Annotated in this window: 15 protein-coding genes; 1 reads left to right on the top strand and 14 read right to left on the bottom strand. The window is 58.4% G+C overall.

What is annotated here, in order from left to right:
* Nucleotides 1-14: 14 nt before the first annotated feature.
* From QF036_RS24070 to QF036_RS24135, 14 genes are all read right to left on the bottom strand, one after another.
* The gene (locus QF036_RS24070) at nucleotides 15-1,031 is read right to left on the bottom strand and encodes an ABC transporter permease (protein ID WP_307106160.1); all 1,017 of its coding nucleotides are present in this window, start codon (nucleotides 1,029-1,031) and stop codon (nucleotides 15-17) included.
* Nucleotides 1,028-3,583 carry an ATP-binding cassette domain-containing protein gene (locus QF036_RS24075; protein WP_307106162.1) on the bottom strand — a complete coding sequence of 852 codons (2,556 nt, stop codon included), beginning with the start codon at nucleotides 3,581-3,583 and terminating at the stop codon, nucleotides 1,028-1,030. Before QF036_RS24075 ends, QF036_RS24070 begins: the two co-directional genes overlap by 4 nt.
* Complete coding sequence (locus tag QF036_RS24080; protein ID WP_307106164.1) at nucleotides 3,583-5,145, bottom strand: amidase; 1,563 nt, start codon at nucleotides 5,143-5,145, stop codon at nucleotides 3,583-3,585. The genes QF036_RS24075 and QF036_RS24080 overlap by 1 nt, the downstream gene beginning before the upstream one ends.
* Before the next feature lie 26 nt (nucleotides 5,146-5,171).
* On the bottom strand, nucleotides 5,172-6,392 hold the full coding sequence (locus QF036_RS24085; RefSeq protein ID WP_307106166.1) for a substrate-binding domain-containing protein: 1,221 nt from the start codon (nucleotides 6,390-6,392) through the stop codon (nucleotides 5,172-5,174).
* Nucleotides 6,393-6,415: 23 nt separating this feature from the next.
* On the bottom strand, nucleotides 6,416-7,114 hold the full coding sequence (locus tag QF036_RS24090) for a flavin reductase family protein (RefSeq protein ID WP_307106168.1): 699 nt from the start codon (nucleotides 7,112-7,114) through the stop codon (nucleotides 6,416-6,418).
* Between the two features lie 272 nt (nucleotides 7,115-7,386).
* Nucleotides 7,387-8,379, bottom strand: coding sequence for a helix-turn-helix domain-containing protein (locus QF036_RS24095; RefSeq protein ID WP_307106169.1), 993 nt, complete (start codon nucleotides 8,377-8,379; stop codon nucleotides 7,387-7,389).
* A 24-nt stretch (nucleotides 8,380-8,403) separates the two neighbouring features.
* A complete protein-coding gene (locus tag QF036_RS24100) occupies nucleotides 8,404-9,138 on the bottom strand; it encodes a hypothetical protein (protein ID WP_307106171.1) in 735 nt (244 codons plus the stop codon).
* Between the two features lie 431 nt (nucleotides 9,139-9,569).
* The gene (locus QF036_RS24105) at nucleotides 9,570-10,520 is read right to left on the bottom strand and encodes an arginase family protein (RefSeq protein WP_307106173.1); all 951 of its coding nucleotides are present in this window, start codon (nucleotides 10,518-10,520) and stop codon (nucleotides 9,570-9,572) included.
* Between the two features lie 54 nt (nucleotides 10,521-10,574).
* Nucleotides 10,575-11,183 carry a VOC family protein gene (locus QF036_RS24110; protein WP_307106175.1) on the bottom strand — a complete coding sequence of 203 codons (609 nt, stop codon included), beginning with the start codon at nucleotides 11,181-11,183 and terminating at the stop codon, nucleotides 10,575-10,577.
* Nucleotides 11,184-11,269: 86 nt separating this feature from the next.
* Nucleotides 11,270-11,641 (bottom strand): EthD family reductase, encoded by a 372-nt coding sequence (locus QF036_RS24115; RefSeq protein ID WP_307106176.1) that lies wholly within the window; start codon nucleotides 11,639-11,641, stop codon nucleotides 11,270-11,272.
* A gap of 26 nt (nucleotides 11,642-11,667) precedes the next feature.
* Nucleotides 11,668-12,660, bottom strand: a complete 993-nt coding sequence (locus tag QF036_RS24120) for an ABC transporter permease (RefSeq protein ID WP_307106178.1) — start codon at nucleotides 12,658-12,660, stop codon at nucleotides 11,668-11,670.
* 9 nt (nucleotides 12,661-12,669) lie between these two features.
* Nucleotides 12,670-14,232, bottom strand: a complete 1,563-nt coding sequence (locus tag QF036_RS24125) for a sugar ABC transporter ATP-binding protein (RefSeq protein ID WP_307106180.1) — start codon at nucleotides 14,230-14,232, stop codon at nucleotides 12,670-12,672.
* A 6-nt stretch (nucleotides 14,233-14,238) separates the two neighbouring features.
* Nucleotides 14,239-15,339, bottom strand: coding sequence for a sugar ABC transporter substrate-binding protein (locus tag QF036_RS24130; protein ID WP_307106182.1), 1,101 nt, complete (start codon nucleotides 15,337-15,339; stop codon nucleotides 14,239-14,241).
* 347 nt (nucleotides 15,340-15,686) lie between these two features.
* Nucleotides 15,687-16,196 carry a nuclear transport factor 2 family protein gene (locus QF036_RS24135; protein ID WP_307106184.1) on the bottom strand — a complete coding sequence of 170 codons (510 nt, stop codon included), beginning with the start codon at nucleotides 16,194-16,196 and terminating at the stop codon, nucleotides 15,687-15,689.
* Between the two features lie 431 nt (nucleotides 16,197-16,627).
* Between QF036_RS24135 and QF036_RS24140 the strand changes: the two genes are divergently transcribed.
* Nucleotides 16,628-17,374 (top strand): SDR family NAD(P)-dependent oxidoreductase, encoded by a 747-nt coding sequence (locus QF036_RS24140; RefSeq protein ID WP_307106186.1) that lies wholly within the window; start codon nucleotides 16,628-16,630, stop codon nucleotides 17,372-17,374.
* Nucleotides 17,375-17,693 lie beyond the last annotated feature (319 nt).

Genomic DNA, 17,693 nt, shown 5'->3' on the forward strand with positions numbered 1-17,693 from the left:
AATTCCCTCAATGATCACGAACCACTTCTCTTGCCCCAGGTCAAGGCTGCGGCAGCGCGGACAAGCATGGCGAGGGCGATGGCGAGGCCTTGGAGCAGGAGTTGCACCGATGACGGCGCACCGAGAGCAAGCACGATCTGGCTCAAGACCGAAATGAACAGGGCGCCCACAGCGGAAGCGGTGATGCTGGCCTTTCCTCCCGATAGTGGAGTGCCACCGATCACCACGGCTGTGACGGTCGCCAAGAGGTACGAGTTGCCCGAATCAATCGGGGGTGTATTGACGTAGCCGGCAAAGAGTATGCCAGCGAGTCCGTAACATAGCCCCGCCAGGATGTAGGCGCCGACCTGATAGCGATGTAAAGGTATTCCGGTGGCGCGGGCCGCCGCAGGGCTCGCCCCCACGATGACGAATTTGCGCCCCGGAACTGTATGGCTTGTCAGTACGGCGGCCCCGCCAATTATCACGGCGGCGATCACTCCGATTGTTGGAATACCGAGAAAGCGGCCGTTAACTAGTTCCGTCAGTCCGTCCGAGGCCCGGGTCGTGCTGGAACCGGACATAGTGCGGCAGAGCCCTAACAGGAGGGCGTTCACTCCGAGGGTTGCAATTAGCGGAGTGATGCGCAGGCGTGTGACGGCGATTCCGGTGAGCAGTCCTGTAGCTGCGGAGACGACCAAAGCAGCAACTATCCCGGAGATGTCACCCAAGCCGAAAGTTGCGGGCACAACAGTCGAAATAACCGTTGCCAGCGAGAAGATGCCGGCAACCGAGAAGTCCAGCCCGCGCTGTTGGACTACGAGCGTCTGGCCAACGGCCGCTATCGCCAAAATACTGGCGAATGGCAGAAGGGATGTCAGGGATGGAATTGTCAGGGCTCCTGAAAGACTGCCTACTATTAGGAGAGCAGCGGTTGTCCACCAGATCACGGCATATCCGCCCGTGATCTTCCTGAACCGATGTTGGATAGGTTTCCTATCCTCGCCGTCCAAGACCTGTTGGACGTTAGGATCGATGATGGTGCTGTTCATGCCCTGGACCTCAGCCGCGAGTAGAATCCGGCGGCCACGATGGTGAGGCCGCCCAAGAGGTACTGTTGCCATGCTTCGTCGAGTGATAGGAAGACGGTGACCGTGTTGAGCTGCTGGATAAGCAGAGCTCCTGTTAGCGCGCCAACAAAGGAACCCCTACCGCCGAACACACTGGCACCGGCCAATACGACTGCGGTCACGCTTGGGAGGGTGTACCCGATTCCGGCGCTGGCATCCCCCGACCCAGTCTGTGCAGCCAGAACCAGGCTGGCGAGCACGATTATCGCGGCGGCACCAATGTAAGCGCTGGATAGCGATTTTCGCTGATTGACACCTACTTTCCGCGCACTGGAGGGCAGGGAGCCTGTGGCACGGAGACGAAGACCCCAGCCGCTTCGCCGGAGAGCAAACTCCATCACCAGGCCTAGCACTACAGCAGCGATGGCTGCGACGGGGACGAAGCCGATCGAGGTTTCTACCCATTTCAGAAGGGTGGCGTTGATTACTCCGCCCGGTGTCGGGCGGAGCAGGAGCGAAGTGCCCTGAAGAACGGTGAACGTGACCAGGGTGCCGATCACGGGCGGGATCTTGGCGAGGTCGGTCAGTGCCCAGTTCACGACTCCTACCGCCACCGCAATAGCAAGGAGCGCGGCCAGCCCAAGCATCAGACCCACAACGGTGGACACGGACTGGGATAGAACGAATGACGCGGAAACGACCAGAACTCCGGCCAGCGGACCGACGGATATGTCTATGCCGCCCGTGAGCATCACTAACTGCTGTGCGAGGGCAACAAAGGCGTAGCCGGCAAACATGAAAAGCATTGCGTTGATGTTCAGCGGGGTGAGGTAAAAGTTGTTTTGGGAAGCGGCAGCGAGCCCGAGCAGAACAGTGGTTAGTGCCAGGACCGCCGCAGGAAAATAATCCCCGTGAAGAAAGCGCTGGAATGAAGATTTTTCTGTCTTCACGGGCGCGGAGCGCTGCGTGGTCGAGGTCAGGGTGGCTGCAGTGATGGCCTTTTCACTTAGCCGTTCACCAGCTAGCTCTGCCACCACTTGGCCGCGCGAAAACACCAGCACTCGGTCGCACAACCCGCTGAGTTCCAACGCATCTGAGGATAGAACAATTGCAGTCCGACCCCGTTCGGCGGCCTCCCTGAGGATACGATAAATCTCCAACCGCGCTCCAACGTCGACACCTTGTGTGGGCTCATCAGCGAGGATTAGCAGTGGGTCCGGTTCCAGGCTGCGGGCCAGCACGGCCTTCTGTTGGTTGCCGCCTGACAGGCTTTCGATCGGGTCACCCATCGAGCCTGCTTTCACGCCGAATCGTTGCCGCAGCTGCTCTCCGGCTGCCTGCTCCGACTGCTGCTTTACCACGCCGAAGCGGGCCAGCCTCTCGAGTTGGGAGGAGGTCAGGTTTGTCAGTACGGGCATCGTGGAGAAGATGCCCTCACCCTTACGGTCATTGGACACGAAGGCGATGCCCGATTTTGCTGCCTGCCAAGGTTTCCCCAGTGGAACATCCGCATCGTTAAGCCGTACCGTCCCGTTTGCCGGCTCAAGTCCGCCCAAGGCCCGGAGGAATTCGCGCTGTCCTTGACCTTCGATGCCGGCGAGGCCAACGATTTCGCCCTTGTTGAGGCTAAGGGAGTCCAAGGAGAATGTCTTTCCGCTGAAGTCGCGGCAGGTAAGAGAGGCCCCAGCCTCCGTGTCCACCCCTTTTGGCGGAAACAACGCGGTCAACGGCCGTCCGGCGACGAGATTGATGATTTCCCCATCGGTCTTTGACGGAGCAGGGAAGGTATCTCGCACTTCCCCGTCCCGGAGAACGGTGATGCGGTCCGCTATCCGTCTGACCTCGTGGATCCGGTGAGAAATGTAAACTATGGCGCAACCAGTCTCCGCAAGCGACCTAATCTTTGACAGCAGGGACTCCACATCGTCCTTACTGAGGTGCTCGGTTGGCTCGTCGAGGATAAGGACGGACGGGTTTCCTGCGATAGCTTTGGAGATTTCCAAGAGAAACCTCTTATCCGGGGCAAGATCCCTGACCGTAATCGCAGGGGTCAAGGGCTCAGTCTCTGTGAACGAACTAGTTATCTGACGGGACCAGCGCGCCAAATTGCTGAACCGTGGCCGTTTCTCCGGTAGAACGCCCAAATAGCAGTTTTCGTCAACCCTCAGGTCGGGAATGAGCGCAGGCTCCTGGTAGACAATGGCCAGACCGGCCCGCTTGGTAGATTCGGGGTCCGGGTTGTCAACGCGCTGTCCACAAATCTCTAGAAATCCGCTGTCGGGTTGCAGAGAACCCGCCGCCACGGCCATGAGCGTCGATTTTCCTGCCCCATTCTCCCCCACTAGCCCGAGTATTTCTCCGCGGCGTACGTGCAGGTTCACATTCTTCAGTGCGCGCACCGGACCGAAGGACTTATGGACGCCGGAGAGCCGGAGCGAAACAAGGTCGGGCTCACCTGAATTTATATGTTCTGCCGATTCACTAGCTGCGCCAATCTTTATCGGCGATGTGCCGGCAGTTTGTGCCGTACTCATTACCGCGCACCCGCCGTTGCCCCTGCACCGGGGGGCAGAGGAGCCGGACCGCCAGCTGTGCGGCGCTGCCAGGCGTCCGCCAGTCGAAGCAACCGGGCATCCTGCCAATGCGGGGCAATGATCATCATGCTCACCGGCAGTCCTTCCGACATGCCCACTGGCATAGCAGTTGCAGGGTGTCCGGTGACGTTAAAGGCGCAGGTGTTCTGAAGCATGTCCAGAGCACTCGCTACCTGGGTGCTGATAGCGGCGTCGGGTGCGGGAATGGGCGTTGCCTTTTTGGGCAGGGTGGGCATAACGAGGACATCAAATTCGAGGAAGGCGCGGTCATAGGCCGCCCGGAGCGATCGCGACAGGTTCTGCGCTTTGGCGTAGTAATGCAACCCATGCTTCTGGTTCATGAAATCGGCGAGCAGCGTATAAAGCTTGTGGGTCACGGACAGCTTTCCTCCCTTGCTGTTCAGCGCTGTCCGGATAGCGTCCATTGTGGACAGCGCATAGTGCCCGCGGAAGTTCAGTCCTGCGCCTGCGCCTGTTCCCATCGCATGAAAGCCGCCCTCCACGAAGATGGGCATGGCAATCGATTGAGCATCACGGTGTGCGGGTATGCTGACCTCCTGAACGCTGCAGCCAAGGGACCGTAGGCCGTGGGCGGTTTCGCGGACGATGTCATCGACGTCTGGTTCCGAACTGCCGGGCAATCCGAAGCCTTCCGTGACGATGCCGATACGAAGGCCTTCCACTTCGCCTGTAAGTGCCTGATGGTACGGCTCCTGGAAGAAGCCATGTTGCTGGCGGGGGTCGAGCCCATCTGGTCCGGCTATGACGTCAAGCATCAGGGCTAGGTCGGAAGGTGTCCGGGCGAGCGGTCCGATGGTATCAACCGTCTGGTCGATCGTGATGCCGCCGGTGTAGGGCACGAGACCCCACGTTGGTTTATGGCCGTAGACGCCGGACCAGCCAGCGGGCATGCGCACTGAGCCGCCCTGATCGGTCCCCAGCGCCAGGTCAACTTCTCCGGTGGCGACGAGCACGGCCGAGCCGCTGGAGGATCCTCCGCTCGAGCGTGAGGTGTCATGGGGGTTACGCACCGGGGCCGGGTCAGAGGTGTGGCTGGCGCCGGACAAGCAGAAACTTTCGCAGGTGGATTTCCCAACGATGGTCGCCCCTGCGTCGAGCAGCCGGGTGACGACGGTTGCGTCCTCGGCGGGAACATGCCCCTCAAGTGCTGCTGATCCGTTGCTCATTGGGAGGCCAGCTACGGCTATGGAATCCTTGATGGCTACTGTCCTGCCGGCCAGAGGTCCCTCTTTTGCCCCACGTATGTCAGCGCGCCAGGCCCAAGCGCCGAGGCGGTTTTCCTCCTGTCGGGGACGCGTGCCAACGGAACGTGCGTAATTCGATGGCACAGGCGTGGTCTTCATGTCGTCGAGCCGGCGGTAGGCTCCCAGCATGCCCTCGATGATCTGGTGGTACTCGGAGAGCTCATTGGGTGAGCTCTCCAAGCCAAAGTGGTCGTTTGTTTCCTGCAGGTCCCCCAGGGTGGGGCCGATTATGGTCATGATGCTCCTGTGGTTGGGTACCAGGGTTAGCGGGCGAAGACGGCTTTCATTTGCTCGGGCGTGAGATCTGCTGAAAGGTCCGCGTCCGGCGGCAAGGCGGGGTTGCAGGTCGGCATTTTGCCGTTTTTGGTGTCGATAAAGACCGACAGCTTGACGAGTGGGGATTCAGGATCTTTCAGGCCTTGGGCCGCAGCTACTGCCTTGCGCAGCGCGATTTTGGGTACGTTTCCTGTTCCGTCGACGGACAGCAGCTCGAAGCCAGGGTTCTTTGCCTTGAGGTCCTTCCATGCGCATCCGACCTCGTTGGAGCTTGCCGTGACAGCCAGGGGTACGAGGGGCTTGCCTGCAGCTTGGTAGGCTCTGGCGATGGCCGGGATTGTGGCGCCGTAGTCGGCGAGCAACAATTTTGTGTCGGGGTGTTGCGTAAGCATGCCGGAAACGGCCTGTTGCATTCCGGCGATTGTCCAATTGGTGGTGATCGGATCGTTCTGGATGAGCTTTAGGCCCTGTGGAGCTGCCTTTTTATAGCCGTCGAGGAAAGCGGTGCTCAGGGCGTTGCCGGGCGTTCCGCCAAGCATGGCAACATCTCCGGTCCCGCCGGTAACCTCCGAGGCCCAATCTGCCCACTCTTTACCGACGGCGTCTGAGTCTTCGCTGACGAATACTTCGTAGTCGCTTCCGGGGGTCCCACCCGGGTTTGACTTGTACGGGACGACGACGACCCCTGCTTGGGTTGCCTTGCGGAGAGCGGGAAGGGCAGCGGGGCCGAAATCGTCCAAGGTGATGATGGCGTTGACGCCTTGGGCGACGAGTCCGCTGATGTCGGAGGCGTACTTTTGCGGATCGGCATTGGCATCTGTGTAAAACGTCTTTGTGATGTTGGGGCATTTGGCAGCTTCGAGTTCGAATTGCCGCCGCATGATTTTCCGAAGGGAGTTGCCCCCGAACCCGTCGGCCAAGGCCACCTGGATCGGCTTCTGGCCGCAGAAGTCGTTGATGGAGGGCCGCCCTTCAAAAGGCTCGCTGACCACTTTTGCGGACGACTGGCTGGCTGCGTCGCTTGCTGTGGTGGGCAGATCGCCGCAGGCGGTAGTTGCGGCGACCGCTGCGGCGATTGCTGCTGTGGCGACGAGTTTGTGGGTAATCCTTAGCCTTTGATTCATTTGAGGTCCTGAATTGGTTGGTTTGCTGTGGATAGTTGAAGTTGTTGCGGCCTTCAATGCGGTGAAGGCCGGGACTAGCGACACGTGGGCCTCGTTGCCGGTGCCCGCTATTTGGTGTCTGGTGCCGCCATGTGAAAGTGGTCGGTGATCCTGCAGTAGATCCCGGGGTTCACCAGTCGGGCGATTGGGTCCATGGCGGTCATGTCCACGCGGAGGCGGTTGTCTACGATCCCCTCGCGGTAATGGGCAAAAACTACTTCGCCCACGATCATGTAGTAGGGCATCTGGCCCAGCGGATGGATAGCCGTGACTTTGCATTCCAACTGGACAGGGCAATCGACGATCCGGGGAGGGGAAACCTTCCGCGACGGCCCGCAGCGAAATCCCGCTACGGTTGTTTCGTCCGTGTTTTGCCCGTATTCCGGTCCGCAAAGGTTCATTTTTTCCTTGTTTGCGTCATCCACGAGATGTACGACGAATTCCTCGGTGGCCCTGATATTGACGAGCGTGTCTTTATCGTCGCTTTTCCGGTCGAACATCGCAGGGCCGACAGAGAACATCACCATGGGAGGTCCGACGGCGACGGCATTAAAGAAACTGAACGGAGCAGCGTTCGGCCCTGCAGGCCCGATTGTTGTTACGAGGGCGATCGGCCGGGGAATCACTGTGCTGGAAAAGAGCTTGTACTGATTGGCATGGTCCATGTCGGTGGTATCGAACCCGACCATTTGAAATTCATCCGGCACGGGAAGTTCGAGCAGGGGGAGCTTGTCCCGGCCGGGTGTTGGCACCAGCCTTGATGTCATCGTGCAATCGCCTTTCGAGGTGGTTTGGCTGCAGGAGTTTGCCCAGGAAAGCGGCGATTTCGACTTGTCATCCTCGGCTCTTACGTGTCGTAGATCACTGATGCCGGAGTCTTCTCAATCTAGGCCTTAGCCAATCGTGATTTCTGTGACCTACCCGCCACCTTCATTGGCCTGGACGCGACACAGTTCTGGTCGGCGAGCCGCCGGTGGGCAGAAACTACTGGCCATTGACACCGCCGTGGCGAAATGGAAGGTGGCTGGTTACACACGCCTCAGCGAGGAGGTGGGGTGGGTACCGCCCGTGCTTCGCGCGACAAAGTAGCTGCGGCGCCCCGCAACATGGCGCTGGGTGTGGTGCCATAAGTTTTCTTGAAGCACCTGCTGAAATGGGAGAAGTCGGTGAAGCCACATTCCAATGCCAATGCTGTCACCCGCTCAACCTGCCCCGACTCGAGCAATTGTCGGCTCTTTTCTAACCGCATCTTCCACAACCATTGCACCGCTGTCGTGTCTTCTGTAGCGAATAACCGGTTGAGAGTCCGTGTTGAGATGTGGCAGGCAGATGCGACCTGTTCCACTGTGAGTGTGTGGTCTCCCAGCCTGCTCAGGACGAAGTTTTTTGCTGTCGCCAGAAGGCCAGCTTTACGGCTATCTTCCACCGGTTCCGGCGTGGGCGCGGAGCCGAATCCAGCGCAAATCAAGTCCAGGACTCCGGAGGCCAGGCGGGCCTGCACGCCAGTCTCTTCGGGCATTTCAATCGTTAGGCTATTGCACAACAGATTTCCCACAAGCGGCCCTAATGCGGAGTCCTTCGCCAAGATGGAAGCTGGCATCCTGTCAGCGTCGGCAAATCGGGATAGGACCATTCGCCGCGGTATACGAAGGAAGACCGCCTCATACTCCGTTGGCAGCGTGTGTCGATACGGGCGTCCCATGTCCACCAATGACATATCGCCTGGACCGGCTATTCCCTGCCGGCCGTTCTGTTCCACCTGCCACCGACCGGAACGAAAGTAGCCAAAAAGAAAGTCGTCACACGGATCGGTCTTAACCGCGCTGCTGGAACGGTAAACGCTCAAGGGGCTGGACTGAATCTGATAAAATCTGATGCCTCCCACGTCCCGGGAGGTCATTTTCGCCGAGAAACTCCCTTCGTCCGCCGGCTGGCTTTCGGCAACGCAGAACGAGCGGTCGATGGCTTCATTCCAGTACGCGAACCGATCTGCCCCGGCAATGGAGTCAGTGTCGAACGTGAAAGTAGGCATAACTGGGGAATGGGGGCCGGGTAGTTAGGACAGGGGCCACAGGGACCACGGCTCACCCTGATCCCCCGTTTTGTCGGCCGCGTAGCTGAATTCCTTGGTAAAAACCCGTGACGTCCCCCTCGAAATGAAGTGTCCGATGTCGTGGATGATTTCGCTACGTCCCCGGGCCGAATCGAAATAGTTCTCCCGCATGTCCTTGACGCTAGGGAAGTGCAGAACCGAAACTCCTTGGATGGGTGGCGCCCCCGGAGTTAGGGACCGGTTCACCCAAATGCAGGCATACCGAACCAATCCTGTATGCACTCGTATCGCGAGTTGCTGATGGTGCTTCCAACTCCGCCGGACGGCCGAATCCGGCAGGTCGGGAAAGAAAAACAATCCGCGCATCAACTTGTAACCTTGGGTGGGGAGGCCGGACGTGGCCTCCAGCCTGTTGATGACTTCGTCTTCTTCCACTTCATACACATGGCAGTGCTGGATGAGGGATTCGGCAACTGGTTGGTTGAGCATGAGCAATTGCTTTGCCACCCCTTCACCGCTGCAGGTGATCTCGACAATGGCATCGTAAACGTCGGCGGAGTTCTTCTCGCTGCTGCCGTAGAGTTCAAGCCCTGACGGCTCAGGCACCGCTGCATTCACCCGGAGGCCGGCGACCCTAGGGGTCCAGTTGAGGGCCGTCTCAGTGAAATGACCGATCAGCCATGCCTGCAGCTCATCTTGCCTGCCAGGCTTCGCGCTGTACCAGAGCATGTACTTCATTGGGGTTACTCCTAGGTAAGGAAGCGCCCTCTTGATTGAGGCTGCCGCGGGCAACTGCGTCGTCGCCCGCGATATGCGCTTCTCTTGATATGTTTGGCCTCTTCGTGCGACCGCTTAGATTGTCTAATGCAACCCATTGCACACTTTCCTTCTCCGTGTTTCCGGTCGTAATACATTCTTGAGGCTGGGTGTTTCTTCAGGCCGGAGAGCGCTGGCGCTGGTGTCCTTAATACGGGGCCAGCATGTCCTTTACGATGTTCCAATACCGGCTACGTAAACGATAATTTCAGCCAACTCTCAGAGTCGGCAGCGATCACGATACAGGCTTGGACCATACGACCGGGCGCACCGCCTTCGTTGCTGTGCAGGACGGTGCGCTCATTGTCTGCCGCGCATGACTAGTCGGACTGATCCTGTCAGCTGCTATGTCATTAAGGCAGAGGCAATGACGCCAGAAGTTCGCGAACAGCTATCACTTGCCGGGGAACGTACTCTGCAACGGTTACTGCCACGAGGTCGGCAACTTGGGACAGCTCGGTCAGAGTACGAATGAGCGCCGTACGGCTAAGGCCGTTTGGTTCCATTCCCAGACCGAAGATGATCTCGTTGCTGTCAACAACGTCGAGGTCGAGATGCACTGCGACCCGCGAACAACCCGTTGCCTTCAGCCAGGAAAGTAGAGGTTCAGTATCGTCGTTGAGCTGTTGGGCGCTGAAGCTCTCGATGCCCCATGCATGGGCGTTGGGCCGGTCCCAATCAGTCCATGCGTGCACTCCGGCAATTGCCGCATTGGATGCGTTGACTGTTGCAGGCAGCGCGTCGATAAATTCCGAATCGCCGTGACCCGTCAAATGTGCAAGTGCCATGGCGTGATAAGCATCGTAAGGATCGCTTGGCAGGGTGCAGTCGGCGTGCGCGTCAAGCCACACTACGGCCATGTCATCGCCATATTTCTCGGCGAGGTAAGCGAAGGGTGCAATGCTGACTGAGCATTCACCTCCAAGCGTGACAATCTTCTCTGGCTGAGCCTGCTCAATCAGACTGACGGCTTCACGCAGTTGTGCCAGGACAAGTTGCCGGGCAATGATTCCGCCCTGAGGGTCGGTGTCCCCATTTTGTTCTGAAACCGGCACATGGACGGTGGTGCCGCCTCCGGTTGGGAGCAGCGCGTTCAGAATTGAAGACCCGAGGCTATAACCCGTCTGCGCGGCATGCAGCGGCAGCTCGGGCACCAGCTCGGCTACAGTTTGCGGAGCAGCCCCTTGCCATTGCGGCCACAGGAGCCGCAGCGTCTTCGATTCTTCCGGGTCAGGGTGTTCTGCTGTCACCATCAAGGTCGCATCTTTCTTTCGATCTGCTGAATGCAGAGGCGCATCCAGCACTTTTCATTGTTCATTCCAGAACCAGCCCGGCGGTCTAGACACCGGACCCCCGTGTTATTTGTACGGGTGTCTCGCGGCCCAGTCAGGTGCAGGCGGGGCCATCCGCACGTCTGTTACACGCTCGTAGCCCAACGGCCGCGTCGGTGAAATCAACTCCATCTGCTGTCCCCATGGGGTCTGAAAATAGCACCAGCGGTTGCCGTCAGTCGGGCCACCATCCGTAACATTCTTTGGCTCTCCCTGGAGGACTACACCAGGGACGTCGCGAAGGTAATTGACTGCGGCAACTATATCGTCGACATAGATTGCTAAATGGCTCCCTCCCCAGTCGCTATTTTTGGGCAGTGTCTGCACTTGGTCAGGCGACTGATACTGGAAGAGCTCGATGTTGAAGGTCGGCCCCATGCGAAGCATAGCGATGTCGCAGGAAGCGTCAGCGTGAACGTTGAGGTTGTCCGTCATCCATGACGTCCCGCTCGACTGGAACGGGCCAATTCGCCATGCAACCTCACATCCCAAATGCTCAACGAAGAATCCGATGGCTGCATCCAAATCAGGAACGGTCAACCCCATGTGGTCGACATTCCGGGCTGTGGGAATTCCCCGGGCCGGTTTGGCAGGCATATCGCCCGCTTGCGACGCAGGTACTGGTTGTGAACTCAAGATCTACCCTTACCCCTCGGAGACGTCAATGGGAGCCAACTGCCTCGCCTGGAGAATCTAAGCAACATTGACAACGGTCTTGCCCCTTACTCTTGGTGCACGCGGTTCTTGACCCAGTGCTTGGCAGCAGTATGAGACTGGTTTACTTCCACAGGAATAGTGAGGACGGTGTCCCAATCGATGAATTCACCTGTATCCTCATTCAGTGCAATTCCTTCAGGTGACGCATAGGCGAGGTCTGCTGCTTCTTTTGACTCAAATGTGTATTCGGAGACGGCATCGTAGTCTGGAAAGGAGTCTGATCCATACCATGCACCATGCACTATCGGCATCTGATTGTATGAGATCAATCCCGGTATTGCCGTTGCCAATGGGAAATGAACTTCCGCGTAATGCTGAAAGTATTCCTCTTGGCTGAGCCCCGCCTTGCGCTTAGTAACAAAAATCAGCTTGTACATCTTCTGGTCTCCTTTTTCAGATCCAACTAAGCTCTCTTGCGCTTGCGAGAAACGAAGCCGGATACGGCAACGGAAAGAATGAGCGCGGATCCGTTGAATGCGTTTGTTACCCACGTCTGGGCACCAAGAAGTGTGAGGCCATTGGAGCCTACAGCGAGAAGGATCACGCCGACGACAGTTCCCCAAACGTTGAACAAGCCCGGGCGAATGGTCGTGGCGCCAAGGAACGCCGCCGCATATGCGGGCAGGAGAAAATCTGGTCCGAGGGAGGGTGGAGCACTCCCAGCGCGGGAAGCCTGCAGCAACCCCGCAAGCGCCGCCAAGATGGACCCGAGAATGAATGCAAGTGCCAAGTAGCGGCTGGTGTTGATGCCGGACAGCGTCGCGGCACTTCGGCCCAGTCCCGTCGCGCGCGAGTACCTGCCGAAGGGAGTCTTCTCCATGACCAACCACAGGATGAGCGCAGCGACGACAAGATAGGCGAGGACGACCTGGATACCGCCGACGCGCGTGGTCGTGAGGAGTGCAAACTGCGGTACTTTCAGCGTCAGCAAGGAGCTATTTGTCAGCAACAAATTGCCGCCCGCAAGTAATGTGGCCACACCCAGGGTCGCGATAAAGGCGTTGACCCGGAAAACAATGACCAGCACGGCATTGAAGGCTCCAATTACCGCGCCTACGATCAGCGTCAACAGAATTACCACCGGGAGAGGGAGGCCGCTGTTTGCCAAAGTGAGAGATGTTATGGCACTGAAGCCCAAAGTGGCACCCAGTGAAAGATCAAACTCGCCCACCGTCAGTGGCAAAATCGCGGCAAGAGCCAAGATTCCCGGGATAGCCAGGTTGGCAAGCAGCAGCCGCACGTTGTCGAACCGCGCGAATGATGGGGAGAGAACGCTGAATGCGACAATGATCAACACCAGGAAGATCACGATGCCGTACGCAGCGAAGGGGTTTCTGCGAGCTCGTGGTGCGGACTTTTTCAAAGCCTTCGACTCCACGATTTTGGTTGCTGTCATAACTCTTTCCTAGAATTGCTTGCCGGAAGTGTTTCCACGGCTGCTGAGGGTTGTGAGGTTGGCCTCCGTTAGGTACTGGCCTTCGACTTCGGCCACAAGATGGCCGCGGTCGAGAATGAGGACCCTGTCACAAACTGCGGCAAGTTCCTGGAAATCGCTCGAACCTACAGCTACGGCGATGCCTGTGGACGCCATAGCCCGCAACGAGGTGCATATTTCCTGTTTAGCCAAGGCGTCGACACCCTGGGTTGGCTCGTCCAGAACCATCAGATGCTTTGCCTGCGATGAGGCGCGAGCGACGACTACCTTTTGTTGATTTCCGCCGGACAAGTTCGCCATGGTCGCCTCCGGATCGGCCGGTTTAACGGAGAATTCTTCGATCTGGCGTACTGATTCCGCAAGCTCGCGCTGTGGTTCAAGCAGTTGGGCTCGGTTCACGAAAGAGCCAAGGCGGCCGAGAGTAACGTTCTCCCTCACGGTCATATCGACGATGCAGCCGTCCGCCCGCCGGTTCTGGGGAACGGATGCCACTCCCCGCTGTACGGCGTATTGCGGAGTCTTTGGATCATAGGGTTTACCCTGAAGGACCATCTCCCCGCTTGTGTGGGTTTGCGCACCTGTCAGGACGCGGGTCAATTCACTCCTTCCACACCCGGCCAAGCCCGCGATCCCCAGCACTTCACCGGCATGGATAGTGAAGCTGATGTCCCTCAGGCGGCTCGCCCGGATTCCGGAGAGAGCCATCAGGGCCGGCCCTCGCGCCGGCTCATGGTCTTCCGTCAGCACTTCTTCTAAGGCCTTCCCAAGGATCAGCGAAACGATACCTGCTGAGTCAAGCGACCCGAGCGACTGTTCGGCCACAACCTTTCCGTCTCGCAGGACAACGACACGGTCGGCGATCCGACGAACCTCATCAGTTCTGTGACTGACATAGACCACGGTGCCGCCCAAGTCCCGGACACGCTCCAGGACGGACAGTACGCGCTCGACCTCCTCAGCGGGTAAGGACGCTGTGGGTTCATCCAGAACAAGAATGTGGCGGGAGAGCACTTCCGGGCTCAGGGCCCCCTCGTCCTGAAGCAGGCGAGCAATGCCGACCATTGTTCTGGTGGACGGATCTAGTGCTCCGACCAAGGTTTCCGGGTGCTCGTGGATGTCGAAAAATGCCAGAGCTTGAGAAACATGTTCGTTCTGTAGTTGTGAACTGATTAGCGGAGTCCCATTCCATCGGCGAAAGCTGTCTGCGAATGCGAAGTTGTCGGCAATTGACAGCTCTGGGATCAGTCCGAGGTCCTGGTGCAGAAACCGGAACCCCCGCTGATGGGATATGTGCGGCGTCAGGGGAAGCTCTACGGTTTCTTCCGCAACTTCGAGTGTTCCGCCTGGATCTGGTGCATATATGCCTGCCAGGATCTTGATTATTGTCGATTTGCCGGAACCGTTCATACCGAGCAGCGCTGTTATGGAGCCTTTCGGGATGGAGAAGCTGACGTCATCTAGTGCCTTTTGCCCGTTGAAGGTCTTGGAGATACCGCTCAACGCCAACTGGATGTGGCTGACGGATGCTTCCATGGCTGTCTACTTCCAACGATTCAAGTAAGCGGACTTCCAGTCGACGTCGCCATCCCAGGGGATGGTGGTGATGTTGTCTTTCGTGACAAGCTTGTAGGGTCCCGCGATATTGAGATCCGCCTTGCCACCCTTGAACAGCGTGTTCATGGTGTCCAGAGACTGGTAGGCAAGCCAGGGGGAGCTCGCAGCGACGTCCGCGGACTGGATTCCGCCAGCCTTCACATCGGCAAGGTTGGCCTCCAACCCATCCGTGGAAACCATTTTGATGTTGTCGCCGTTCGCGCTGCGCTGGATGACCGGTCGGATGCTCGCGCCGGCTGCATCGTAACTCGCCCAGACGTAATCAGTCTCGGGATGGGCGGCCAGCGCTGATTCAAACTGCGTCGGGAGGCCGGTCGACAGGTCAGCGATCTGGAAGCTGATGTCATCAGTGGTGGTGCAGCCACTGCAGAATTCCTTTAGGCCGTTTACAAGACCTTCGTGAATCTTAGCCACGGCCTGGAACTCCGGGTCATTGACGAGAAGGACTTTGGCCGTGCCCTTGCTCTGGACGGTAATTTGGGCGGCCAGCAGACGTCCCATGCCTTCAGGCGAGGGTTCAATGTTGACATCAAACTGCCCCGGCTCGTTTCCGCCACCTTCCACATTGATGGTCTTGATTCCCCGCTGGCGGGCCTCTGCCAGGTCAGAGGCCAGTCCGCCCGGAGAACCCGCCAAGAAGAAAATGCCGTCGGCCTTGAGGTTGATCGCCTGCTGTACCGCGGCGCGCGCAGCGTTGGGATCTCCAGCAGGGTCAATCATCTGGGTCCTCCACCCCACCGCCTTTGCGGCCTCGGCGAAGGCGTCCACGCCACGCTTGCAGTTCTCCGCTGCGTAGGCGCACGGGACAGTTATGACGAACTTGCCCGGTTGGACCTTGTTGGTTCCAGTGGGCAGCTCCTTTTCGGAGACCGACGCCTTGTACTGGTTGACCAGTGCTGTGGCAGCTTCGAGTCCTTTCTGGTCCACTGAGCTGGCGGATCCTGCGCTAGTTTCGGCGCCTGAGCAGGCGGTCAGGGTAAGCGTAAGGGCGGCAAGCGATGCGGCCGCGATACGTCCAAGTTTCATTTGAGTCCTCTAATAGTGTGGCTGGGGCGCGAGGGCGCCACGTGATTCTTGAGCTGGCAGGGGTCTGCTGGACCGACACCCTCGTTGGTCCCCGCACCCATGAAAAGCGAGACGTTGCTTCCGCTACACGACCTATAACCTACGTCACAAGTGATCTGATCATAAATATAATCAATTATCAAGACTCGACAACTGGCTGCCCGAGCCCTACAAACTTGCTGAGATCGGCCTGCAGTATGCGGACGGAGCAAGGTGAGTGCCCCGCGCCAGAGGGTCGCTCACCTTGCTCCGGCTGGATGGATGACTTCGACCCGTGAGCCTTCAGCCGCGGGTTAATGCGAGAGGGGTTAGAAGGGACGGTCCAGGCCGTCGAAGATGTGGCTGATACGCCAAACGGTGTCCTGCTTTTCCAGCTCAAACCGGTAGAACCCTGTCGTGGCAAGGTGCGCGGAGTCGCGAATGCTGAAGACGGCGAGGTAGGTGACGACAACGGCCCGATCCGCCGATATCTCCTCGATGATTACATTGCTGACGAGGTGCCGGCGCTGATCGTCTTGGCTGTCCATAATTTCCGACAGCCATTCCACAACGGTGTCGCGACCCTCGACTGACTGCACGTCAGAACCAGCGATGCTAATCGAGAATTTGGCATCGTCGGTAAGGAGGCTTCGCAGCACCTCCAGGCGTCGTTCGTCGTACGCATAGCTGTAGCGGAGGGCACTTTCCCGCGCCAGATCACGATCCGCAAGTTCCTCTATCGTTGCGGGAACCGCGGACGGGTTCTGAAGATTCAGGAAGCCCGCGGCGTGGGCCCAGGCCGGCGAACACGTGCCGGAGTCGGTATTGGTTTCAGTCATGCTATTTCCTCCTTGGAATGCCTTCTTTTCCGCCGACCACGGGGCCGGTTGGTCTATCCCTGCATGCGGGCATGTGCAGAACCTCCGTGCTTCTCGAGCCTAATAGCCCAGCAAGCACGCTGTTGCTCGCGTCACATCTCGATTTGATCATAAAGTAGATATCTTTTCAAGCATCTTCTAATTTGATCAGTTATTTGATATGTTCGGAGGCGCGGAGGGGCGTGTCGGCCAGAGTGCCGAGTCGGCTGGCCCCGCAAGCTACGCGCCGCGAGGAATATGAGTGAGTAGAGAGATCTGCCACCGCGTTCTTGCAGGAGCCGACGCATGTCCTGACCAAAGACACCTGCTTGCGCAGAATTCCTGCGCTGCGTATTGCGCCCTCCGTGCCACCGTTGTAACCATCCCTTCTCTCCAGACAAGGAAGTCAGGTCATGAAAGAACTCCAAGGCCAAGTAGCAGTCGTCACCGGGGCGGGGCAGGGAATTGGGAGGGGTATCGCTCAGGTTCTCGCCCGACATGGAGCGAATGTCGTACTCACGGATCTTGATGAAGAACGTGCCCAGGTCGCGGCCGAGGAAATTAAGTCAGTCGGAGGGTCCGCTCTGGCTGTGCAGCAAAATGTCCTGGATCTTGAATCCAGCGTCCGTGTCCAAGAGTCTGCTATCGATAATTTCGGAAAGTTTGACATCTTGGTGAATAATGCCGGGGTCGCCATTCAGAAACCATTCGATGAGGTGACTGAGAAGGACTGGGACCTCATCAACGATATCAACAGCAAGGCCTTGTTCTTCGCATGTCAGGCCGCTGGCAAGCACTTTCGAAGCCAGAGGGCAGGCAAAATCGTCAACGTGGCGTCGTTTTGTGGCAAGCAGGCAATTCTTGAATATGCCCCCTACAACGCTTCCAAGTTCTCCGTGGTTGGTATCACACAGACTCTGGCGCTTGAACTTGGGCCTTATGGCGTCAATGTGAACGCGGTGTGCCCCGGTGTTGTAAAAACTCCTATGTGGGAGGCACTTCCCCCCGAGCAGTGGGCAATGCAGGAAGAGAAAATACCCCTCCGGCGCGGACAAACTGCGGAGGACATCGGGGAAGCCGTTGCCTTCCTTGCTTCAGAGCGAGCCAGGAGTATCACGGGCGCCAGTGTGCCAATCACGGGCGGACTGGCTATGTGGTAAATCAGAGCCGCAAACCACGAGTCGGCGTTCAGCGTGGCCGAAGATGCTCGGGGATGGATTCGGGCCGTTTCGGAGCATTTCCAGAGGAGGAGGAAAGGTGTTCTCTGTGCATTTCCCGCCTGACGGGCTTGATAGGTCTCCGGATCCGCCGCGGCCAAAGTGCCCGGAGCGCCCTTGCCGCAAATATGATCAGATGTGGCATATAATTCCCTTAACACTATGCGGGCTTACCACGTATCCGCTGGCCGGTCAGTTCGTGCCTGTGGCCGGACGAGGGACAAGGTGCATGCCGTAGAAGATTTACCGAAGGGCCGGACGG

The sequence above is a fragment of the Arthrobacter globiformis genome (assembly GCF_030817195.1).
In the GTDB taxonomy this organism is placed as follows: Bacteria; Actinomycetota; Actinomycetes; order Actinomycetales; family Micrococcaceae; genus Arthrobacter; species Arthrobacter globiformis_D.

What these genes read in the sequence shown, in the direction of transcription:
- QF036_RS24100 (WP_307106171.1), bottom strand. Translation starts at nt 9,138, where the DNA reads ATGAAGTACATGCTCTGGTACAGCGCGAAGCCTGGCAGGCAAGATGAG.
- QF036_RS24090 (WP_307106168.1), bottom strand. Translation starts at nt 7,114, where the DNA reads ATGACATCAAGGCTGGTGCCAACACCCGGCCGGGACAAGCTCCCCCTG.
- QF036_RS24075 (WP_307106162.1), bottom strand. Translation starts at nt 3,583, where the DNA reads ATGAGTACGGCACAAACTGCCGGCACATCGCCGATAAAGATTGGCGCA.
- QF036_RS24070 (WP_307106160.1), bottom strand. Translation starts at nt 1,031, where the DNA reads ATGAACAGCACCATCATCGATCCTAACGTCCAACAGGTCTTGGACGGC.
- QF036_RS24120 (WP_307106178.1), bottom strand. Translation starts at nt 12,660, where the DNA reads ATGACAGCAACCAAAATCGTGGAGTCGAAGGCTTTGAAAAAGTCCGCA.
- QF036_RS24115 (WP_307106176.1), bottom strand. Translation starts at nt 11,641, where the DNA reads ATGTACAAGCTGATTTTTGTTACTAAGCGCAAGGCGGGGCTCAGCCAA.
- QF036_RS24080 (WP_307106164.1), bottom strand. Translation starts at nt 5,145, where the DNA reads ATGACCATAATCGGCCCCACCCTGGGGGACCTGCAGGAAACAAACGAC.
- QF036_RS24140 (WP_307106186.1), top strand. Translation starts at nt 16,628, where the DNA reads ATGAAAGAACTCCAAGGCCAAGTAGCAGTCGTCACCGGGGCGGGGCAG.
- QF036_RS24095 (WP_307106169.1), bottom strand. Translation starts at nt 8,379, where the DNA reads ATGCCTACTTTCACGTTCGACACTGACTCCATTGCCGGGGCAGATCGG.
- QF036_RS24125 (WP_307106180.1), bottom strand. Translation starts at nt 14,232, where the DNA reads ATGGAAGCATCCGTCAGCCACATCCAGTTGGCGTTGAGCGGTATCTCC.
- QF036_RS24135 (WP_307106184.1), bottom strand. Translation starts at nt 16,196, where the DNA reads ATGACTGAAACCAATACCGACTCCGGCACGTGTTCGCCGGCCTGGGCC.
- QF036_RS24130 (WP_307106182.1), bottom strand. Translation starts at nt 15,339, where the DNA reads ATGAAACTTGGACGTATCGCGGCCGCATCGCTTGCCGCCCTTACGCTT.